The 18,189-nt window shown below is 65.3% G+C and carries 20 protein-coding genes and 2 tRNA genes; 13 read left to right on the top strand and 9 right to left on the bottom strand.

The window, feature by feature from the left end; all coding sequences use genetic code 11:
- The first annotated feature begins 65 nt into the window (after window positions 1-65).
- The 3 genes from msrB to IN820_RS00970 all read left to right on the top strand — a co-directional run bounded on the left by msrB (window position 66) and on the right by IN820_RS00970 (window position 1,968).
- Window positions 66-464, top strand: coding sequence for a peptide-methionine (R)-S-oxide reductase MsrB (gene msrB, locus IN820_RS00980; protein ID WP_193679176.1), 399 nt, complete (start codon window positions 66-68; stop codon window positions 462-464).
- A 22-nt stretch (window positions 465-486) separates the two neighbouring features.
- Window positions 487-969: a glutathione peroxidase gene (locus tag IN820_RS00975; protein WP_193679175.1), complete on the top strand. Its 483-nt coding sequence runs from the start codon at window positions 487-489 to the stop codon at window positions 967-969.
- A 108-nt stretch (window positions 970-1,077) separates the two neighbouring features.
- Entirely contained in the window at window positions 1,078-1,968 is an 891-nt protein-coding gene (locus IN820_RS00970) for an ATP-binding protein (RefSeq protein ID WP_193679174.1), read from the top strand.
- 145 nt (window positions 1,969-2,113) lie between these two features.
- Here IN820_RS00970 and IN820_RS00965 read toward each other — a convergent pair whose 3' ends face one another.
- Together IN820_RS00965 and IN820_RS00960 are read right to left on the bottom strand one after the other, a co-directional pair.
- A complete protein-coding gene (locus IN820_RS00965) occupies window positions 2,114-2,791 on the bottom strand; it encodes a glutathione S-transferase family protein (RefSeq protein WP_193679173.1) in 678 nt (225 codons plus the stop codon).
- Between the two features lie 57 nt (window positions 2,792-2,848).
- The gene (locus IN820_RS00960) at window positions 2,849-3,616 is read right to left on the bottom strand and encodes a hypothetical protein (RefSeq protein ID WP_408005177.1); all 768 of its coding nucleotides are present in this window, start codon (window positions 3,614-3,616) and stop codon (window positions 2,849-2,851) included.
- 216 nt (window positions 3,617-3,832) lie between these two features.
- Here IN820_RS00960 and IN820_RS00955 point away from each other — a divergent pair.
- Both IN820_RS00955 and IN820_RS00950 read left to right on the top strand, forming a co-directional pair.
- Window positions 3,833-3,908, top strand: a tRNA-Glu gene (locus tag IN820_RS00955).
- A 6-nt stretch (window positions 3,909-3,914) separates the two neighbouring features.
- Window positions 3,915-3,990: transfer RNA gene (locus tag IN820_RS00950), tRNA-Gly, on the top strand.
- A gap of 277 nt (window positions 3,991-4,267) precedes the next feature.
- On the opposite strand, the gene IN820_RS00945 is transcribed toward IN820_RS00950, so the two are convergent.
- Together IN820_RS00945 and IN820_RS00940 are read right to left on the bottom strand one after the other, a co-directional pair.
- Window positions 4,268-5,926 carry an acetolactate synthase large subunit gene (locus IN820_RS00945; protein WP_193679172.1) on the bottom strand — a complete coding sequence of 553 codons (1,659 nt, stop codon included), beginning with the start codon at window positions 5,924-5,926 and terminating at the stop codon, window positions 4,268-4,270.
- Between the two features lie 32 nt (window positions 5,927-5,958).
- Complete coding sequence (locus tag IN820_RS00940) at window positions 5,959-7,560, bottom strand: FAD-dependent oxidoreductase (RefSeq protein ID WP_193679171.1); 1,602 nt, start codon at window positions 7,558-7,560, stop codon at window positions 5,959-5,961.
- Between the two features lie 133 nt (window positions 7,561-7,693).
- Between IN820_RS00940 and IN820_RS00935 the strand changes: the two genes are divergently transcribed.
- Window positions 7,694-8,680, top strand: coding sequence for an AraC family transcriptional regulator (locus IN820_RS00935; RefSeq protein WP_235989036.1), 987 nt, complete (start codon window positions 7,694-7,696; stop codon window positions 8,678-8,680).
- A 392-nt stretch (window positions 8,681-9,072) separates the two neighbouring features.
- Here the strand turns inward: IN820_RS00935 and IN820_RS00930 are convergent, their stop codons facing one another.
- Entirely contained in the window at window positions 9,073-9,729 is a 657-nt protein-coding gene (locus IN820_RS00930) for a TetR/AcrR family transcriptional regulator (RefSeq protein WP_193679169.1), read from the bottom strand.
- A gap of 142 nt (window positions 9,730-9,871) precedes the next feature.
- On the opposite strand from IN820_RS00930, the gene IN820_RS00925 reads away from it, so the two are divergent.
- Window positions 9,872-11,302: a coniferyl aldehyde dehydrogenase gene (locus IN820_RS00925; RefSeq protein WP_193679168.1), complete on the top strand. Its 1,431-nt coding sequence runs from the start codon at window positions 9,872-9,874 to the stop codon at window positions 11,300-11,302.
- Window positions 11,303-11,353: 51 nt separating this feature from the next.
- On the opposite strand, the gene IN820_RS00920 is transcribed toward IN820_RS00925, so the two are convergent.
- Window positions 11,354-11,644 carry a metal-sensing transcriptional repressor gene (locus IN820_RS00920; RefSeq protein WP_193679167.1) on the bottom strand — a complete coding sequence of 97 codons (291 nt, stop codon included), beginning with the start codon at window positions 11,642-11,644 and terminating at the stop codon, window positions 11,354-11,356.
- A 191-nt stretch (window positions 11,645-11,835) separates the two neighbouring features.
- On the opposite strand from IN820_RS00920, the gene IN820_RS00915 reads away from it, so the two are divergent.
- Genes IN820_RS00915 through IN820_RS00895 form a run of 5 tightly spaced genes read left to right on the top strand, consistent with a single transcriptional unit; the run spans window position 11,836 to window position 13,666 of the window.
- Window positions 11,836-12,162, top strand: a complete 327-nt coding sequence (locus tag IN820_RS00915; RefSeq protein WP_193679166.1) for an ArsR/SmtB family transcription factor — start codon at window positions 11,836-11,838, stop codon at window positions 12,160-12,162.
- Window positions 12,159-12,593, top strand: coding sequence for a YeeE/YedE family protein (locus IN820_RS00910; RefSeq protein WP_193679165.1), 435 nt, complete (start codon window positions 12,159-12,161; stop codon window positions 12,591-12,593). The genes IN820_RS00915 and IN820_RS00910 overlap by 4 nt, the downstream gene beginning before the upstream one ends.
- 2 nt (window positions 12,594-12,595) lie before the next feature.
- On the top strand, window positions 12,596-13,015 hold the full coding sequence (locus IN820_RS00905; protein ID WP_193679164.1) for a YeeE/YedE family protein: 420 nt from the start codon (window positions 12,596-12,598) through the stop codon (window positions 13,013-13,015).
- A 14-nt stretch (window positions 13,016-13,029) separates the two neighbouring features.
- Window positions 13,030-13,221, top strand: a complete 192-nt coding sequence (locus IN820_RS00900) for a YgaP family membrane protein (protein WP_193679163.1) — start codon at window positions 13,030-13,032, stop codon at window positions 13,219-13,221.
- Between the two features lie 28 nt (window positions 13,222-13,249).
- Window positions 13,250-13,666, top strand: coding sequence for a hypothetical protein (locus IN820_RS00895; RefSeq protein WP_193679162.1), 417 nt, complete (start codon window positions 13,250-13,252; stop codon window positions 13,664-13,666).
- Between the two features lie 122 nt (window positions 13,667-13,788).
- On the opposite strand, the gene IN820_RS00890 is transcribed toward IN820_RS00895, so the two are convergent.
- The 3 genes from IN820_RS00890 to IN820_RS00880 form a co-directional block, all read right to left on the bottom strand.
- Window positions 13,789-14,169, bottom strand: a complete 381-nt coding sequence (locus tag IN820_RS00890; protein ID WP_193679161.1) for a rhodanese-like domain-containing protein — start codon at window positions 14,167-14,169, stop codon at window positions 13,789-13,791.
- Window positions 14,170-14,206: 37 nt separating this feature from the next.
- Window positions 14,207-15,961, bottom strand: a complete 1,755-nt coding sequence (locus IN820_RS00885) for a SulP family inorganic anion transporter (protein WP_193679160.1) — start codon at window positions 15,959-15,961, stop codon at window positions 14,207-14,209.
- Between the two features lie 99 nt (window positions 15,962-16,060).
- The gene (locus IN820_RS00880) at window positions 16,061-16,924 is read right to left on the bottom strand and encodes an MBL fold metallo-hydrolase (protein ID WP_193679159.1); all 864 of its coding nucleotides are present in this window, start codon (window positions 16,922-16,924) and stop codon (window positions 16,061-16,063) included.
- Between the two features lie 260 nt (window positions 16,925-17,184).
- Between IN820_RS00880 and IN820_RS00875 the strand changes: the two genes are divergently transcribed.
- Window positions 17,185-18,117 (top strand): ZIP family metal transporter, encoded by a 933-nt coding sequence (locus IN820_RS00875; RefSeq protein WP_193679158.1) that lies wholly within the window; start codon window positions 17,185-17,187, stop codon window positions 18,115-18,117.
- The last annotated feature ends 72 nt before the right edge of the window (window positions 18,118-18,189 follow it).

Below are 18,189 nucleotides of genomic sequence, written 5' to 3'. Positions count from 1 at the left end.
AGCCTTCGCGGAACCGCTTGGCAACTGCTAACGCAGACATAGCCTTTTTGATAGGAGGTGTATCGATGGACAAGCTGGAAAAACCGCTCGACGTCTGGCGCGAGGAGCTGTCCGACGAGCAATTTCAGATCTGCAGGCTCGGTGCCACCGAGCGCCCCTTCAGCGGCAAGTACAACGACACCAAGACTCCGGGCATCTACCATTGCGCCTGCTGCAATGCGCCGCTGTTCGACTCGGACGCCAAGTTCGATTCCGGCTGCGGCTGGCCCAGCTATTTCCAGCCGGTCAGCGACACGGCGATCGCCAGCCTGGACGATTTCAGCCATGGCATGCACCGTATCGAGATCAGGTGTGCGCGCTGCGATGCGCATCTGGGACATGTATTCCCCGATGGTCCCCGGCCGACCGGATTGCGCTACTGCATCAATTCGGCCTCTCTCAATCTGGTGCCGCGCGAGGCCTGACCTTCGCGGCAAGGAGCCGTGCATGCACGATCCGCTTTTCGATATCCCCTGCGTCACCATCGATGGCGAGCGCAAGACCCTCGCCGACTACCGAGCCACGGTGCTGCTGGTGGTCAATACCGCCAGCCAGTGTGGCTTCACGCCTCAGTACAAGGGGCTGGAGGAACTGTGGCAACGTTATGGCGAGCGTGGGCTGGCAGTGCTCGGTTTTCCCTGCAACCAGTTCGGCAAGCAGGAGCCGGACACTGAAGCGCAGATCGCCGCGTTCTGTGAACGCCGCTTCGGCGTCAGCTTTCCATTGTTCGCCAAGGTCGAGGTCAACGGCGGGGATGCGCACCCGCTGTTCGTCGAGCTGAAGAAGCGTGCGCCCGGATTGCTCGGCAGCAAGGCGATCAAGTGGAACTTCACCAAGTTCCTCATCGCCGATCAGGGCCGCACGGTGAAGCGCTATTCCTCCCGCACGGCGCCGCAGGCGCTTGCGGCCGAGATCGAAGCCCTGTTATGAGTTCGGCCTGGCCCGCCTGTTGCGTTGCCCCGGGACGGTAGTCCCATTACATTTGCCTCGATTCACGCCCGGCGCTTGCCGGGCTTTTCTTCGTATCTGGAGTTGTTCATGGATGTCGAGCTGAAAGCCTTTCTGCAGCGTGCCGAGGGTCTGCTGGCGCGTATCGAGCCGTTGCTGCCGGAGCAGCATCCGGCCATCGCTTGGGAGAGGACCCTGGCTGCGCGCTGGCAGCGCGATGCGCGCTCGGGATACCTGTCGCCGCTGGAGGTCAGTCTCGACCTGAGCCTGGACGACCTGATCGGCGTCGACCGTCAGCGCGACCTGCTGGCCGCCAATACCCGCCAGTTCGTCGACGGCCTGCCAGCCAACCACACCTTGCTGTGGGGGGCTCGTGGCACCGGCAAGTCATCGCTGATTCGCGCGCTGCTGGCCGAATATGCCCCGTCCGGGCTGCGGCTGATCGAGATCGAGCGCGACCACCTGGCCGACCTGCCGCGGGTGGTCGAACAGCTGATCGGCCTGCCGCAGGCCTTCGTGCTGTTCTGCGACGACCTGTCGTTCGAGGCGGGGGAGGGTGACTACCGGGTGCTCAAGAGCGTGCTCGATGGCTCCCTGGAACGTGCGCCGGAAAACGTGCTGCTGTACGCCACCTCGAACCGCCGGCACTTGGTGCCGGAGCGCCAGAGCGACAACGAGAATTGGCAGATGGTCGACGGCGAGCTGCATCCGAACGAGGCCGTGGAGGACAAGATTGCCCTGTCGGACCGTTTCGGGCTGTGGTTGTCGTTCTATCCCTTCAGCCAGCAGCACTACCTCAGCGTGGTGCGCCACTGGATCGCGTCGCTGGCGCAGCGCGCCGGGCTGGAGTGGAACTGGGACGAGGAACTGGAAAAGGACGCCATTCGCTGGGCCACCGGCCGCGGCAATCGCAACGGCCGCTGTGCCTACCAGTATGCCCGCCAGTGGGTCGGCAAGCGCCTGCTCGAGGCGCGCCGCTGAACGCCATGGCCGTCGAGGGTGATGCCTTCGGCCGCCAAAAAAGCATGGCCCCAGGGCGAGCCCACAAAAGCCAACCGGTGCACACCGCGCTTGCAGGCGCGCCCTCGCGGCGATGCAGGCCCAGGCCTGCCGGACACGCCATTGTTCAGGCAGTGGCGGCCTTGCCCATTTCCTTCAGCTTGGCAGTCATCCGCTGTTCCCCCGGCAGCAGGCTGGCGACCGAGGGGCGTGCCGTCATGCGCTGGTAATGGGCTGCCAGCGCGGGCCAGCGCTGGGCGTCGAGCTGTTCGCCGCCATGCGCCATGTTGACCAACTGGCTGGCGATGGCGACGTCCGCCAGGGACAGCGCGTGCCCGACGAAGAATTCATGCTGGCCCAGCTGGCGCTCCAGGTAATCGAAGTGCGCCGGCAGCTTTTCCTGCAGCGCCATGCGCACGGCTTCCTCGTTGCATGGCTGGCCCGAGGTGGGCTTGAGTATGCGGTTGCGGAAGACGGTGAAGGTGGTCAGCGGCGCCAGCTCGTAGTCCGCGTATTTCTCCAGCCAGCGGATCCGTCCGCGTTCCTGGGCGTCTTTCCCGTACAGCATCGGCGTATCGCCATAGCTTTCTTCCAGGTACTGGCAGATCACGCTGGAGTCGGCCAGGGTGAAGTCGCCGTCCCGCAGGGCTGGTATGCGGCCGAGTGGGTTCAGTTGCAGATACCACTCGGGTGGCGTGAACGGCATGACGGTTTCGAGCTGGTATTCGAGGCCCTTCTCGAGCAGGCACAGGCGTACCTTGCGCACGAAGGGGGAAAGGGGCACGCCATAAACGGTCAGGCTCATTGTTGTTCTCCGCCGGGACAGGTGGGGTGCATCGAAGGGCAAGCGGCCTCGGTGCGTTCAATAGACGTTTTTCTTTTTCCACAGATCGTCGTCATCGAAGGTCTTCATGCCTTCGGCCAGCTCGCTGGGCGCTTCGACCTGCGGTTGCTCATTCTTCAGCACCAGCGTATTGGCATGTTCCAGCAAGGCCTGCAGTTGCTTCAACTGCGCCTGATAGTTCGCGGGGGTCGGCTGCTTGCGGATGTGCTGGATGCCGCGCTCGAAGGCCAGGCGCGCACGTTGTGGGAGGTTCTGCTGCAGTGCCTGCCTGCCGAGGCTGGTGAAGAATTCGATATGCAGTATCGCCAGCATGCGCTGGATATCCTGTACCCAGTGCTTGGCTTCAGCCTGCTGCAGCTGGCCGTCCTTGGTGGCGCGGACGATCTGCGCATGCAGATCCTCCAGCATGAAACGGGCTTCCTTGGCCTGCGCTTCGGTAAGAATCTGGCGCGGCGGATTGGGCACTTCGATCGCCTCGCCCTTGGCCACCTCGCTCCGTAAGGCCTGGATGCGCGCGGCCAGTTTGTCGTTACCCTTCTCGAGCGATAGCAGGCGCTCGCTCAGGCTCAGTTCGAGCCGCGTGAGCAGCAGCTTGAGGGCAGGTGTCATCATCTGTCCGGGAAGGCTGTCGGACAGATCGCCGCAGCGTCGACAGCGATCACTGAGGTCGGCGCGTTTGCGGGCCTTTTCGAGATTGTTCTTTTCGACGACCTGGATGGTGTAGACGATGATGACCAGAAGGAACATGCCGGCCAGGATCAATCCTGTGATCATGAGTGGAGACACGCGTTGTACCTCATCGAGCCGCTGGCTTTTGGCCCGAGTGTAGTGGCTCGACCGCTCGGCCGATAGCTTTGCCTGCCGCTGCTTATCGTGCGAGAAATTTTTTTCGAATCAACGCTTGACGACTACCGGAGGCCTCCATAGAATGCGCGCCACTTGCAGCGTGAAGCACCAAACGAAACGCTGGAAGCCGGAAGAAAGCTGTAGTTTCCGGGCAGCGTCCCCTTCGTCTAGTGGCCTAGGACACCGCCCTTTCACGGCGGTAACAGGGGTTCGAGTCCCCTAGGGGACGCCACTATTTGCGGGAATAGCTCAGTTGGTAGAGCACGACCTTGCCAAGGTCGGGGTCGCGAGTTCGAGTCTCGTTTCCCGCTCCAAATCGCGTACGGATGTTCTTCGAGAATATCCGGAATGAAAAAGCAGGGGCTATATGCCCCTGTTTTTTCGTGCGCGTGACAGAAAAGTTCATCGGATTCCTGCCGGACCATCGCCTCGATCTCGAGGCGGGGACGGCCGTTGTCCCGGTATCCTTCCATCCACCTGATGACCCGATCCGGTTGTCCAGGCCTTCCAATACTGGAGCAGCTCTCTGCTGCCGCCCCGACGGCGTTCCGCGAGACCGCAGGACGTTCGTTGCTGCGGTCTCGTTGTCGCTCAGGGGGCGATTTTCCGCTTCACGGCGCTGGCCAGAGACGGGGGGAGGTTGGGCAGGGCGCGCAGCAGCCAGGGCAGCAGCCTGCGTTTGGCGCCATTCAGGGCTTGTGGAACCATCGCCTCGATCAAATGCGGGCCCGGGTTGGCCAGTGCGTATTCCATGGCCCGTAGCAGTTCCTCGGCAGTCTCCACGCGAACGGCGTGAACGCCCATGCCCTGGGCCAGGCGGGAAAAGTTCAGCACCGGGCCGGTGAGGTCCAGTTGCGACCTGGCCTTCGGCCCGACCTCTTCGGCCCCGACCCGTTCCAGTTCGACATTGAGCACCGAGTAGGACGCGTTGTTGAAGATGATCGAGGTGACATCGAGCTGTTCCCGGGCCATGGTCCAGAGCGCCTGGAGGGTGTACATCGCGGAGCCGTCGCCGATCAGCGCCAGCACCGGGCGCTCGGGGCAGGCGATGGCCGCGCCGACGGCGTTGGGCAGCCCCTGGCCGATGGCGCCGCCAGTGAGGGTGAGCAGATCGTGCCTGGGTGCGCCGGCGGTCAGGGCCGACAGCATCAGCCCCGAGGTGATGGCTTCGTCGACCAGGATCGCGTTCTCCGGCAGCAGATGGCCCACGGCCTTGCACACCTTGGCGGCCGTGAGCTTGCCGCGCGGGCGGTTGGGCCGCTGGGCCGGTTGCAGCGCGGGTTGAGTCTGCTCCGCGCCGAGTGCGGCGCAGAGCTTTTCCAGGCTGGCGGTGGTGTCCTCGGCCGGGCTGGCCAGGACATGCAGCTTGCAGCCGGCGGGCAGCAGGTCGCTCTGCTTGCCCGGATAGGCGAAGAAGGACACCGGCGCCTTGGCGTCCACCAGGATCAGTTCCTCGATCTGCCCCAGTTGCACCCCGGCCATTTCCGCCATGTAGGCGATGCGTTCGACCGCCGGCAGGCCGGCCCCGCGCTGCAGGCGGGTGGGGAAGACCTCGGCCAGCAGCCTGACGCCGCAATGCGCAGCAATACGCGCGGCAGCCCGCAGGTCCGCCTCGCGCAGCGCGCGCCCGCCCAGCAGGAGCGCGGCCTTGCGGCCCGAGCGGATCGCCTCGGCGATGGCCGCCACGCTGGCATCGTCGGCGCATTCGGCCGATGGCGCCGGTGGCGGCGGGCAGGGGGCGCCGCCGTCTCCCCAGGAGACGTCCGCCGGCAGGATCAGCGTGGCGACCCGCCCCGGATAGCCGTGCGCGGCGGCGATGGCGTCCACCGCGTCCTGGCACAGCTGCGCGGTGCTGGCGGAGGTGCGCACGAAATCCGCAGAGACGTTGCGCGCCACGGTCTCGATATCCGATTGCAGCTGGGCATCGTAGCGGGTGTGGTAGGTCGCATGATCGCCGACGATGTTGACGACGGGGACCTTGCCCTTGCGTGCGTTGTGCAGGTTGGCCAGGCCATTGCCCAGGCCGCAGCCCAGATGCAGCAGGGTGGCGGCCGGTTTGTCGGCCATGCGCGCATAGCCATCGGCAGCGCCGGTGGCCACACCCTCGAACAGCGTCAGCACGGCGCGCATGCGCGGCTCGCTGTCGAGTGCGGCAACGAAGTGCATTTCGCTCGTGCCCGGGTTGCTGAAGCAGACTTCGATGCCGGCATCGGCCAGGGTTTTCATCAGGGCTTGGGCGCCGTTGGGCATGGCGATTCTCCTTTTTTGTTGGTCTTGTTTGGTCAGCCGATGTCGATGGAGCGGGCGGCTGCGCGCGCGGTCAGTATGCAGCCGGGCAGGAAGGTGCCTTCCAGCGAGCGCCTGCCGCTGGCGCCGCCGCCGCCGAAGCCGGCGGCCTCGCCCACGCAGTAGAGCCCGTCCACGGGTTGGCCGGCGGCATCCAGGACCCGGCTGTGCAGGTCGGTTCGCAGCCCGCCCAGGCTCTTGCGGGTGATCAGCTGGACCTGGATGGCGATGAACGGCCCGGCGCCGCGCATCTGCAGGGGCGCCGGCTTGCACGTGCGCAGGCGGTCCGGCCCCCATTGCCGTGCGTGCAGGATGCGGCGAAGCTGCTCGTCGTTGTGCAGCCGCGCGCCGCGGACGAAATTGGCGTCGAAGGCGTCCGCGGTGGCCTGCAGCACGGCGGGATCGATGTCCAGCGAGCAGGTCAGGGCGTTCATCTTCGCCGCCAGCCCGGCGAGGGTCTCGTCCACCAGGAAATGCGGGCTTTCCCGCTGCATCTGGCGCACCAGGCGGTGATTGCCGAGCAGGGTTTCCTTGAGGAAGCCGGCAAACTGCATGTCGCGAATGCGCAGGTTGTGTTCGGCTCCGGAAAGGGCGAATTCCTTGGCCGCGATCCGCCAGTTGAGCAGGTGCCAGGTCCAGGGTTTTTCCTGCTCCGCCACCCGCTGGCACAGCCAGTGGGTATCGAAGCCGGTGACCAGCGGCTCGGGGCCGATGCGCCGGCCGCTGTGATCGAGCCAGAGCGCGGATTTGCAGGGAATGGTGGAAAGCCCGTGTCCGGCGAAGTGCGGATAGGGGTGGGGGAAGCCGGCGGCGTAGTTCCACATCTCGCCGGCATGGCTGATCTGCCCGCCCAGCTCGCTGGCCACCCATCGATGAAGCCGGCCATCGGCGAAGGGGTGCGCGCCATTGAGCATGCCGGACGGCATCGGCCGGTCCCTGGGCCAGTTGGCGCGTACCTGCTCGTGCGCGCCGTTGATGCCGCCCATGGCCAGCACCACCACCGGCGCCCGTAGGCGCACCTGCGCACCGCTCCGCTCGCAGACCGCCGTGGCGCCGCTGACCCGTCCGGCCTGGTGATCGAGTTCGGTGATGCGGTGCCGGTGCAGCAGTTGCAGGCGCCCGCCGCTGTCGGCGGCATGCAGGGCGGCGATCAGGCGTCGTACGAGTTCCCGACCGGTGCCCCAGACGATGTGATAGCGCGGCAAGCTGTTGCCCTCGCCGTAACGACCGCGCTCCACCCAGTTCACCGCCGGCATGAACTTCACGCCCAGCTCCAGCAGCCAGTCATGGACCTCGGCGCGGCTGCGCTCGGCATAGTAGCGAGCCCATTGCCGTGCATGCTCGTCATCCGGCGCCAGCTCGCCGAAGCGCAGCCAATCGCGCAGCGCCATTTCCGGCGTGTCGGGAATCTTCAGCCGCGCCTGCAGCGGCGTGCCGACCAGGGTCATGCCGCCGAACGCCCACAAGACCAGGCCTCCCAGGCGTTCGGGCGTGTCGCGGTCGACCAGGGTCACGCGCTTGCCCGCGCGCAGGGCTTCGAGGGCGGTGACGAGACCGGCCAGGCCGCCCCCCACCACCAGTACGTCGGATTGCTGCATGGCTGTCAATCGGGATTCTCCTTTCACCATGAGTGCCCGTTTTCTTGTTGTAGAGCTGAACCATAGCCGCATACCATCGCGCCATGATTGACCCGAGAGGCCACAGAAATTGACGTTGCAGGCCAGCGTTTCCATGAGCTGGGTGAATACCGTCGTGCTGGCGGCCCAGCGCTCGGGTGTCGATACCACCACCCTGTTGACGGCCGCGGGCATGGCCGAGGCCGATTTGCAGCGGGACCGCTGGCCGATCGATCATGTCACCCGGCTGTGGTGGGCCGCCACGCGGCTCACCGCGGACCCGGGTTTCGGCCTGAAGGTCGGCAGACTGGCGGTGCCGGCCGGATTGAACCTGGTGGGCTTCATGCTGCAGTCGGCTCCGACGCTGCGCGAGTCCATCGCGGTGGTTGTGAAATATCAGCGCCTGGTCAGCGACGGCGGGCGCCTGCAGATGATCACCGGAAGCGACGCGAGTTGGCTGGTCTACCATCCCCGGCAAGGGGAGCTGCCCTTCAGCCCGCACCAGATCGAAGCGGTGCTGGCGGCGGTGGTGGCGATCGCGCACTGGCTCACGGGAACGGTCGTGCAGCCGCTGAAGGTGCAGTTCAACCAGCCGGCGCAGGGGCCTTTCGAGGGCTACCAGGCGGCCTTCGCCTGTCCGGTCGAGTTCGAGCAGGCCTTCAGTGGCCTGCTGCTGGACAATACGATCCTGGATACGCCCCTGCCACAGGCCGACGCGCAACTGGCCAGGGTGCATCAGCAGCATGCGGCTGCGCGTCTGGCGGCGCTTTCTCCTGCCGACACCCTGGTGCAGGATCTACGCCGCTGGATAGCTTCGCGGATGCATGGCCAGGTGCCCAGTCGGGTCCAGGCCGCGCAGGCCTTCGGCCTGACTTCGCGGACCCTGGCGCGGCGGCTGCAGGCCCAGCAGTCGGATTTCTCGAGGCTCGTGGACGAGGTCCGAAAGGAAGCCGCCCTGCATGCGTTGGCCCACGGCGAACGTTCGCTGGCCGACATCGGCCAATCCCTGGGTTTCGCGGAACCGAGCACCTTCTGGCGTGCCTTCAAACGCTGGACGGGATGCACCCCGGCCCAATGGCGGCGGGAGCGGGGCGGAAATTAGCGGCAGCCGGCACATCCCCGCAGGAGCGAGCTTGCTCGCGACCGGGACGCCCGGTGGGTCACCATCGCCGGCAAGCTGGCTCCTGCACGGGGGGGCGCTGGCGTGTGCTTTTGTGTGGGAACGAGTCTCGGCCTGGTTTCACAGGGTGCAATCTCAACAGACCCAAGGCTTATGGGGGAGCCAATAGGCTTTTGTAGGAGCGGGCTTGCCCGCGATGCTTTTCGCTCGGCCAGGAAAGCCGGGGCGGGTTACAACCCTCCGAGCGTGGTCCACACCCGTACCGCCTTTGGGTTTTGCTGGCAGGCCTGCGGCCTGAATCGTCCCGAGGGCGGGCCTCCCACGGAAGGTGCGAGTGCCTCGTGCCGGGGATCGGAAGATGTTCCACCGGCCCGCTATACGGCAGCCATTGGCACATACAGGCGCTGCAGCAGGTCCTGCACGGCGTTGCGCGCCTCGTCGGTGACGTAGCCGCTCTCCAGCGCCAGGATCTGGTACACGCCGCGACGCATCAGCTCCTCGCTGATGTCGCCTGGGGTGCTGCGAACGGAGCAGAGAAAACGCACCCAGGAGGTGAGGATGATCCAGCTGTTGAGCACCAGCGCCTCGATCTGGCGATCGTCCATGGCCAGGATGCCGGCGGCGACGAAGCCGCGGTAGATATCCTCTGCGGCCCGCAGACAGCGCTGGGCGAAGGTCCGGTAGCGCTCGGCCAGCTCGCTGTCGCGTTCCAGCAGATGTTCCAGGTCGCGGTGCAGGAAGCGGTAGTGCCACATGGCCGCCAGCAACGCCTCCAGATAGAAGGTCTTGTCCGCCAGCGTCAAGGCGCGTCCCTCCGGCAGGCGCAGGAAGGCAGCGACACGATCTTCGTACTGGGTGAACAGCTCGGCGATGATCGCCTGCTTGTTGCGGAAGTGGTAGTACAGGTTGCCCGGCGAAATGCCCAGGTGGGCGGCGATGTGATTGGTGGTCACGTTGCGCTCGCCCTGGATATTGAACAGGTCCAGGCTGGCTTCGACGATGCGTTCGCGGGTCTTGTTCTTCGGGGCCATGGTTCGGCTCACCACACGGGAAAGGAACGAAAGTACAGGGAAGCGCCCGACCTGACGACCGATGCGCACCTCGTTTGACATTTTAGAGTAATTACTCTAGAACTCTTCCTGCCTATCCGCCGCTGCCGAGAGAATGCCCGCCATGGTCGCCGACGCCGCCTGTCTCCAGCAAAGCCAGCAACAGATCGACGCATTGCAACCGCTGCTGGCTGCCCAGCGTGCCGCCTATCGCGCCAGTCCCATGCCATCCGCCGACCAGCGCCGCGCCTGGCTCAAGGCGTTGCGCCAGGTGATTCTCGACGAGAAGCAGACGCTGGCCGAGGCGGTTTCCAGCGACTTCGGCAACCGCGCCCGGAGCGAGACCCTGCTGGCCGAGATCATGCCCAGCCTGCACGGCATCGACTATGCCGGCAAGCGTCTGGGCAAGTGGATGAAGCCGTCGCGCCGCCGTGTCGGCCTGGCCTTCCAGCCGGCTTCGGCGCGCGTGCTGTACCAGCCGCTCGGCGTGGTCGGCATCATCGTGCCGTGGAATTACCCGCTGTACCTGGCCTTCGGCCCGCTGATCGGCGCACTGGCCGCCGGCAACCGGGTGATGATCAAGATGAGCGAGTCGACCCCGGCCACCTCGCAGCTGGTCAAGGACCTGTTGGCCAGGATCTTTCCCGACGACCTGGTAGCCGTGGTGCTGGGCGAGGCCGAGGTCGGCCAGGCCTTCTCGCGCCTGCCCTTCGACCATCTGCTGTTCACCGGCGCCACCCGCATCGGCAAGGAGGTGATGCACGCCGCCGCCGACAACCTGGTGCCGGTGACCCTGGAACTGGGGGGCAAGTCGCCGGCCATCGTCTCGGCGGATGTGCCGCTGGCGGACGCCGCCGAGCGCATCGCCTTCGGCAAGACCCTGAATGCCGGGCAGACCTGCGTGGCGCCGGACTACGTGCTGGTGCCGCAGGACCGGGTCGAGGGCTTCGTCGCCGCCTACCGTGCCGCCGTACAGCGCTTCTACCCCAGGCTGGAAGGCAACCCGGATTACACCGCCATCATCAACGAGCGCCAGTTGAGCCGCCTCAGGGGCTACATCGCCGACGCCGAGGGCAAGGGGGCGCAGTTGATCCCGCTGTTTCCCGCCGACCAGGGGCGACGCCTGGCCCACAGCCTGGTGCTGAACGTCGCCGACGAGATGAAGCTGATGCAGGAGGAGATCTTCGGCCCGTTGCTGCCGGTGGTGCCCTACCGGCGCCTGGACGATGCCCTGGCCTACGTCAACGACCGTCCGCGCCCGCTGGCGCTGTATTATTTCGGCTACGACAAGGGCGAGCAGCGGCGCGTGCTGCACGAGACCCATTCGGGCGGCGTGTGCCTGAACGACACGCTACTGCACGTGGCCCAGGACGACATGCCGTTCGGCGGTATCGGCGCCTCGGGGATGGGCCACTACCATGGCCATGAGGGCTTCCTCACCTTCAGCAAGGCCAAGGGCGTGCTGATCAAGTCGCGCTTCAACGCCGCGCGGCTGATCTACCCACCCTATGGCACGGCGATCCAGCGACTGATCCAGCAACTGTTCATTCGCTGACGGCTGGCGGTCAGATCGCGCCAGAGCGGGGGGGCGGTGCGCCGAAACGCTTCAGGTGTACTTCGTGAAGATGGCACGGACCCGCTCCAGCGCCTCGCCGGTATCCTGTTCGTGATCGTTCAGGGCTTCTTCCAGCAGGCAGGTCAGCATCAGTCGATAGGCCTTGTCCAGCGCGCTCCGGGCTGCGGAGAACTGCTGGGCGATGGCTTCGCAATCGTCGCCGCGCTTGATCATGGCCTGGATGCCGCGCACTTGGCCCTCGACCCTGGCCAGCCGTTTCAGCATGGCCTGCTGCTGATGTTGCAACTCTGCGGTTGCGACAGGAGTGGCCTGGTTGTCCATGCAGGTACCTCGGTCTCATAGAAATGGGCGGCGATAATCCCGGCCGGTGTGGCGGGAGGCGCGTCTGCTCGATATACGGGCAGGGGCATGCTAACGGCGCGGGAGGCCGATGACCACTTTCTTTCGGTGGGCGGCTTGCATAACAATATACAAATAAATATATTGTTTTTGTCTTAACTATTCGTGCCGCCATGAATCCGAATTCCCCCGAACTGGATATCCAGCAACTGCGCGCCAATGCCGCTTCGGCCGGGGCGCTGCTCAAGGCGCTGGCCAATCCCGATCGTCTGTTGCTGCTCTGCCAGCTGTCCCAGGGCGAACGCAACGTCAGCGAGCTCGAGACATTGCTGGGCATCCAGCAGCCCACGCTGTCGCAGCAACTCGCGGTGCTGCGGCGTGAGGGGCTTGTGGAAACCCGCCGCGACGGCAAGCAGGTCTACTACCGGATCAGCAGCCCGGAGGCTCTGGCCGTGATCACCACGCTGTACCAGCTGTTTTGCGAGAGGGAACGGCAATGACTATCGACTGGGGCAATTTCACGCCCTGGACGGCCCTGGCCGGCGGTGTGCTGATCGGTGCGGCCGCGAGCTTGTTCGTCGTCCTCAATGGCCGTATCGCCGGGATCAGCGGCCTGCTCGCGAGTCTGCTGGAGCGGGGCGCGGAAGGGCGAGGCGAGAAGTTCCTGTTCATTCTCGGCGTACTCCTGGCGCCCCTGCCGTGGATGCTGTTCGGCAATTTGCCGAACCCGGAATTTCAGGTCGGCTGGCCCGGGTTGCTGATCGCCGGGTTGCTGGTCGGCATCGGCACTCGCTACGGCGGCGGTTGCACCAGTGGCCATGGGGTATGCGGCATTTCGCGGTTGTCGCCGCGCTCCATCGTCGCGACGCTGACATTCATGACGGCCGGCTTCGCCACGGTATTCGTCCTGCGCCATCTCCTGGGAGGCTGACCATGCGCAAGCTGGCTTCGTTTGTCGCCGGACTGCTGTTCGGGCTGGGATTGTTGCTCTCGGGCATGGCCAACCCGGCCAAGGTGATCGGCTTTCTCGACCTCGCGGGCGCCTGGGACCCGTCGCTGGCACTGGTGATGGCCGGCGCGATCGGCATCGCGTTGCTGCCGTTCGCCTGGGCCAAGCGCCGCGGTCGTGCCCTGCTGGATGCACCGATGCAACTGCCGCAGAAGCGTGAACTCGACGGGCGGCTGATCGCTGGCAGCCTGCTGTTCGGTATCGGTTGGGGCGTCGCCGGCATCTGCCCGGGCCCCGCGATCGCGATGCTGCTCGGTGGCCACTGGCAGATCGTGCTCTTCATGCTCGCCATGCTCGGCGGGATGTTGCTGTTCTCCGCGCTGGAACGCCGGCGCGCTTGCTGACCGGGGAGGTCATTATGAAAGCCAATGTTGGAACCATCGATCGTACGCTGCGGATCATCGTCGGCCTGGCGCTGATCGGCCTGAGCCTGGGTGGGGTGATCGGCGTCTGGGGCTGGATCGGTCTGCTGCCACTGGCCACGGGTATTTTCCGCTTCTGCCCGGCCTACACCCTGCTCGGGATCAGGACCTGCAAGGCCAAGGGCTGATCCGTTGCCCACGAAATGGAGGTTCGTCATGAAGAAGATGCTCGCTGCCGTCGTACTGGCCGTGGGGCCTGCGCTTGCACTGGCCGACAGGATTCCGGTCACCGTGGTGCTCAGTTCGGATAGTCCCATGACCCAGGGCATGGCGATGGTGCTGGCCAACCAGATGCAGGCCCAAGGCGGTCAGGTGGATATTTTGCTATGCGACAAGGCCGGCGACCTGGCCTTGAAGAATGCCACTGGCGAAGCGTTGAAGCCCCAGGGGGTCACACCGGCGCAATTGCTGGATGCGGCGATCGCAAAGGGTGCCAGCGCCTCGGTCTGCGCGCTCTATCTGCCCAACACCGGAAAGGTCCCGGCGGATCTGAAGGAGGAGATTCTTCCCGCCAAGCCCGACGAGATGGGGCGCGCTCTGCTGGAAGAGGAGCGCAAGGTCATCGCGTTCTGAGCTAAATCGATGTATCGCATGGGAGATGGCGGACAGCGATGCCAGCCACGCCCGATGCTCGTCATGGCAGGCTGTCCCGTTGCCAGGGACAGCCTGCCTCGTCTCCGGCGCAGTGGGCCGGCCTACTCGAAGCTCGGCAGGCTCGGTTTGACTATCGGCAGTCCGGCTTCGTGCCAGGCGTCGAATCCTCCGGCGATGGATTTCACCCGCAGATAACCCATCTCCTGCAGCGACGCGGCGGCCAGGGCCGCACGGCCGCTGGTCTTGCAATAGAGCAGGATATTCAGGTCACGTGCGCCAAGTTCGGGTGTGCTGCTGAGCTTGAATTCGAGCAGGCCTCGCGGAATGTTCAGCGCGCTGGCGATATGTCCCTGATGATATTCATCGGCTTCGCGTACATCGATCAGCAGGTCCGCCGCCTGGATCGCTGCCTCGGCATCGGCGAGCGATACCTCCTGGATATGCGATCTGGCCTGTTCGACGAGGTCGTGGGCGGTTTTCATCCTTGTGGTTCTCCTGTGGAGTGTGGTCAGAAATCGCTCAGCCCGGGGCGCGCTGGCGCTCCAGGGCGTGGCGGGTGGTTTGCGGATCCAAGGCGAGCAGCGCTTGGTACTGGCTGAGGAACACCTGCCCGCCAAAATGATTGAGAAACTCGGCGCGACGCAGCCGATCCATCACCGGGCCTTTCACCTCGGACAGGTGCAACTGGACGCCGGCGGCGTGCAGGCGTGTGGCGATGGCCTCGAGACTTTCCAGCGCGCTGGCATCGATCAGGTTGACGCCCGGGCACATCAGTACCAGATGTTCGGCTTGCGGGCGTTGGCCAACCAACTCGGCGACGCGATCCTCGAGATAGCGCGCATTGGGGAAATACAGGCTTTCATCGACGCGTATCGACAGCACCTTGGGGCTCTGCACGACGCTGAAGCGTTCGATATTGCGAAAGTGCTCGCTGCCGGGCAGTTGGCCGACCACCGCGATATGCGGCAGGCTGGTGCGCCAGAGAAACAGCAGCAGCGACAGGCCGACGCCGAGGAGAATCCCGCTTTCCACGCCAACCAGTAGCACGCCCAGCATGGTCGCGGCCATTGCCGCGGCATCCTGGCGGGAGTAGCGCCAGGTCCGCCTGAGCGCGGCCAGGTCTACCAGGCTGAGTACGGCGACGATGATCGTCGCCGCCAGCACCGCATGCGGCAGGTTGCGGAACAGCGGGGTGAAGAACAGCACGGTGATGGCGATCCCCATCGCCGTCAGCGCTCCGGCCAGCGGCGTCTGCGCGCCGGCATCGAAGTTGACGATCGAGCGGGAGAAGCCGCCGGTCACCGGCAGGCCGCCAGTCAGGGCTGCGGCGACGTTCGCGCTGCCCAGGGCCACCAGTTCCCGGTTCGGTTCGATGCGCTGGCGCCGCTTGGCCGCCAGCGTCTGCGCCACCGAGACCGACTCGACGAAGCCGACCAGGCTGATCAGCACGGCAGCCGGCAGCAGTTGCAGCAGCAGTGCCGGGTCCAGCACCGGCAACTGGAATGAAGGGAGCCCCCTGGGCACTTCGCCAACTACCCGCACGCCATTATCGGCCAGTTGCAGGCCGCCGACCACGGCGGTCGCCAGCAACAGGGCGATGACCGGGCCGATCCTGGTCAGATTGCTGGCGGCTCGGGTACTGACGCCGCGCCGCTCCAGCCAGTTGCCGAGTCGGCTGCGTACCAGGAACAGCAACAGCAGGCTGGATGCTCCGATCGCCAAGGTCGGTGGGTGCGTATGTGGCAGGCCGACGATCAGACCCGGCAGCAGTTCCAGCGCGTTCTCGCCTTCCACCGCGATACCGAGGATGTGCTCGAGTTGGCCGAGGGCGATGAGCATGCCTGAGGCGCTGACGAAACCGGAAATCACGGGATGGCTGAGAAAATTGGCGAGAACGCCCAGGCGCAGCAGCGCCATCGACAGCAGCACGACGCCCGAGAGCAGGGCCAGAAGCAACGCTGCCCCGGCATATTCGGCGCTGCCAGTGGCGAACAGCGGGCCTAGCGCGGCGGCAGTCATCAGCGAAACCACCGCCACCGGGCCGACCGCCAGCGTGCGGCTGGTACCGAAGAGGGTATAGGCGACCAGCGGCAGGATACTGGCATACAGGCCGGTCACCGGCGGCAAGCCCGCGAGCATGGCATAGGCCAGGCTCTGCGGGATCAGCATCAGCGTCACGATCAGCGCCGCCAAGCTGTCCTTGACTGCGGCGCCGCGATCGTACCGGCTGGCCCATGTCAGGCAGGGCAGGTAACGCGCAAATCTCTGTTTCATCACTGCTTTTTCCGGCCGAAGTCGCAGGCGTTCGGCGCCTCGGTCGGATCCGCGACCCGTGGTTTCATCGCTCGCAATGGGGTGCCCTCCATGCAGGCGTTACAGCACGTCCAGAGGAATCTTCAGATAGCGCGTGCCGTTGCTCTCGGGCTCGGGCAGTTCGCCGCCGCGCATGTTGACCTGTACCGAGGGCAGGATCAGCGTGGGCATCGCCAGGGTGGCGTCGCGGGCGGTGCGCATGGCGACGAATTGCCCTTCGTCGATGCCGTCGTGCACGTGCACGTTGTGTTCGCGTTCGGCGGCGATGGTGGTTTCGTAGAGGAATTGCTCGCGCCCCGGCGCCTGGTAGTCGTGGCACATGAACACGCGCGTCTGGCCCGGCAGCGCGAACAGTTTCTGGATCGACCGGTACAGCGTGCGCGCGTCGCCGCCGGGGAAGTCGCAACGGGCGGTGCCGTAATCGGGCATGAACAGGGTGTCGCCGACGAAGGCGGCATCGCCGATCACATAGGTCATGCAGGCCGGCGTATGGCCCGGGGTATGGATGGCGCGAGCCTGGACATTGCCGATCTGAAAGGTATCGCCGTCGCGGAACAGGCGATCGAACTGGCGCCCATCGGTGGCGAAGCCGGCGCCGGCATTGAACAGTTTGCCGAAAGTGTCCTGTACCACGGTGACCTGGTCACCGATGGCCAACTGGCCGCCCACGTGTTGCTTCAGGTACGGCGCGGCGCTCAGATGATCGGCATGTACGTGGGTTTCCAGCAGCCACTGCACCTGGAGCCCATGCTGGCGCACATGGTCGATCAGGCGTTTCGCGGTCGCCTGGGATGTGCGCCCGGACGCGGGATCGTAGTCCAGCACCGAGTCGATCAGCGCGCACTGGCGCGTTTCGGGATCGCTCACGACATAGCTGTAGGTGAAGGTCGCGGGATCGAAGAAGGCTTCAACCTGGGTATTCATGGGTTATTCCTTCGATAACGGTTAATGTTTTATACCTCTGGGGGTATACGTAGGACGATATTAATCCTGATGATGGTTATATGCTTAGAATTTATTGTTATTTGTGCCGAGGGCCGGTTTGGAAAGCTTGAAGCGCGACAGGTTGCCGGGACCGGGCAATCAGTGAACGCAACGACCATGGGCCATGCCTATCGCAGCCATAGGCTTGGGTACGGTCGGCGGCGGAGTACAATGGCGTACCGCTTTCCGGATCCGCGACCATGACCACTACCGTTCATAGCCCCGCCGCCACCTTGCGTTCCGCCTGGGTCGCCCAGGCTCAAGCCCATCCCGGAATCACCCTGGGTCTGGCCGGAACGGCGCTGGCCGTTTTCTTTCTGCTCATAGTCGGCAGCGTCAATGCCTTTCAGGGCAGCCAGGCAGGCAATGTCCGGTATGCCATGCTGGGCGGCACTGCCGGTTTCGCTGCCACGGCCGTGGGCGCCTTCCTGGCCATCGGCCTGCGCAATATATCCACGCGTACCCAGGACAGCATGCTCGGCTTCGCCGCCGGCATGATGCTGGCTGCCAGTGCGTTCTCGCTGATCCTGCCCGGGCTGGAAGCCGGTCGCGAGATCTTCGGCAACGGTCCGGCGGCGGCATTGACCGTGGTGGTCGGGCTCGGGATCGGCGTGCTGCTGATGCTCGGCCTGGATTACTTCACCCCACACGAACATGCGAGCACCGGGCCCTGTGGTCCGGAGTGCGAACGGCTCAACCGGGTGTGGCTGTTCGTGCTGGCAATCGCCTTGCACAACATCCCGGAGGGCATGGCAATCGGCGTGAGTTTCGCCAATGGCGACATGAGCGTCGGCTTGCCGCTGACCACCGCCATTTCCATCCAGGATATTCCGGAAGGGCTGGCGGTGGCGCTGGCGCTGCGGACCACCGGCCTGTCGGCGCTGGCCTCGGCACTGATAGCCGCGGCGTCCGGGCTCATGGAGCCGATCGGTGCGCTGGTGGGCATCGGAATGTCCAGCGGGTTCGCCGTCGCCTATCCGGTCAGTCTCGGTCTGGCGGCGGGCGCGATGATCTTCGTGGTCTCACATGAAGTCATCCCCGAAACCCATCGCAACGGCCATCAGACCCCGGCCACCCTCGGCTTGATGGGGGGCTTTGCGGTGATGATGTTTCTGGATACGGCGCTGGGCTGACCCTGCGGGACTGCATGCTCTTGAGGCTTGAGGCTTGAGGCTTGAGGCTTGAGGCTTGAGGCTTGAGGCTTG

It is taken from the genome of Pseudomonas lopnurensis (genome assembly GCF_015070855.1).
Classification (GTDB): Bacteria; Pseudomonadota; Gammaproteobacteria; order Pseudomonadales; family Pseudomonadaceae; genus Stutzerimonas; species Stutzerimonas lopnurensis.
This window is presented reverse-complemented; position numbering and strand designations above follow the sequence as displayed.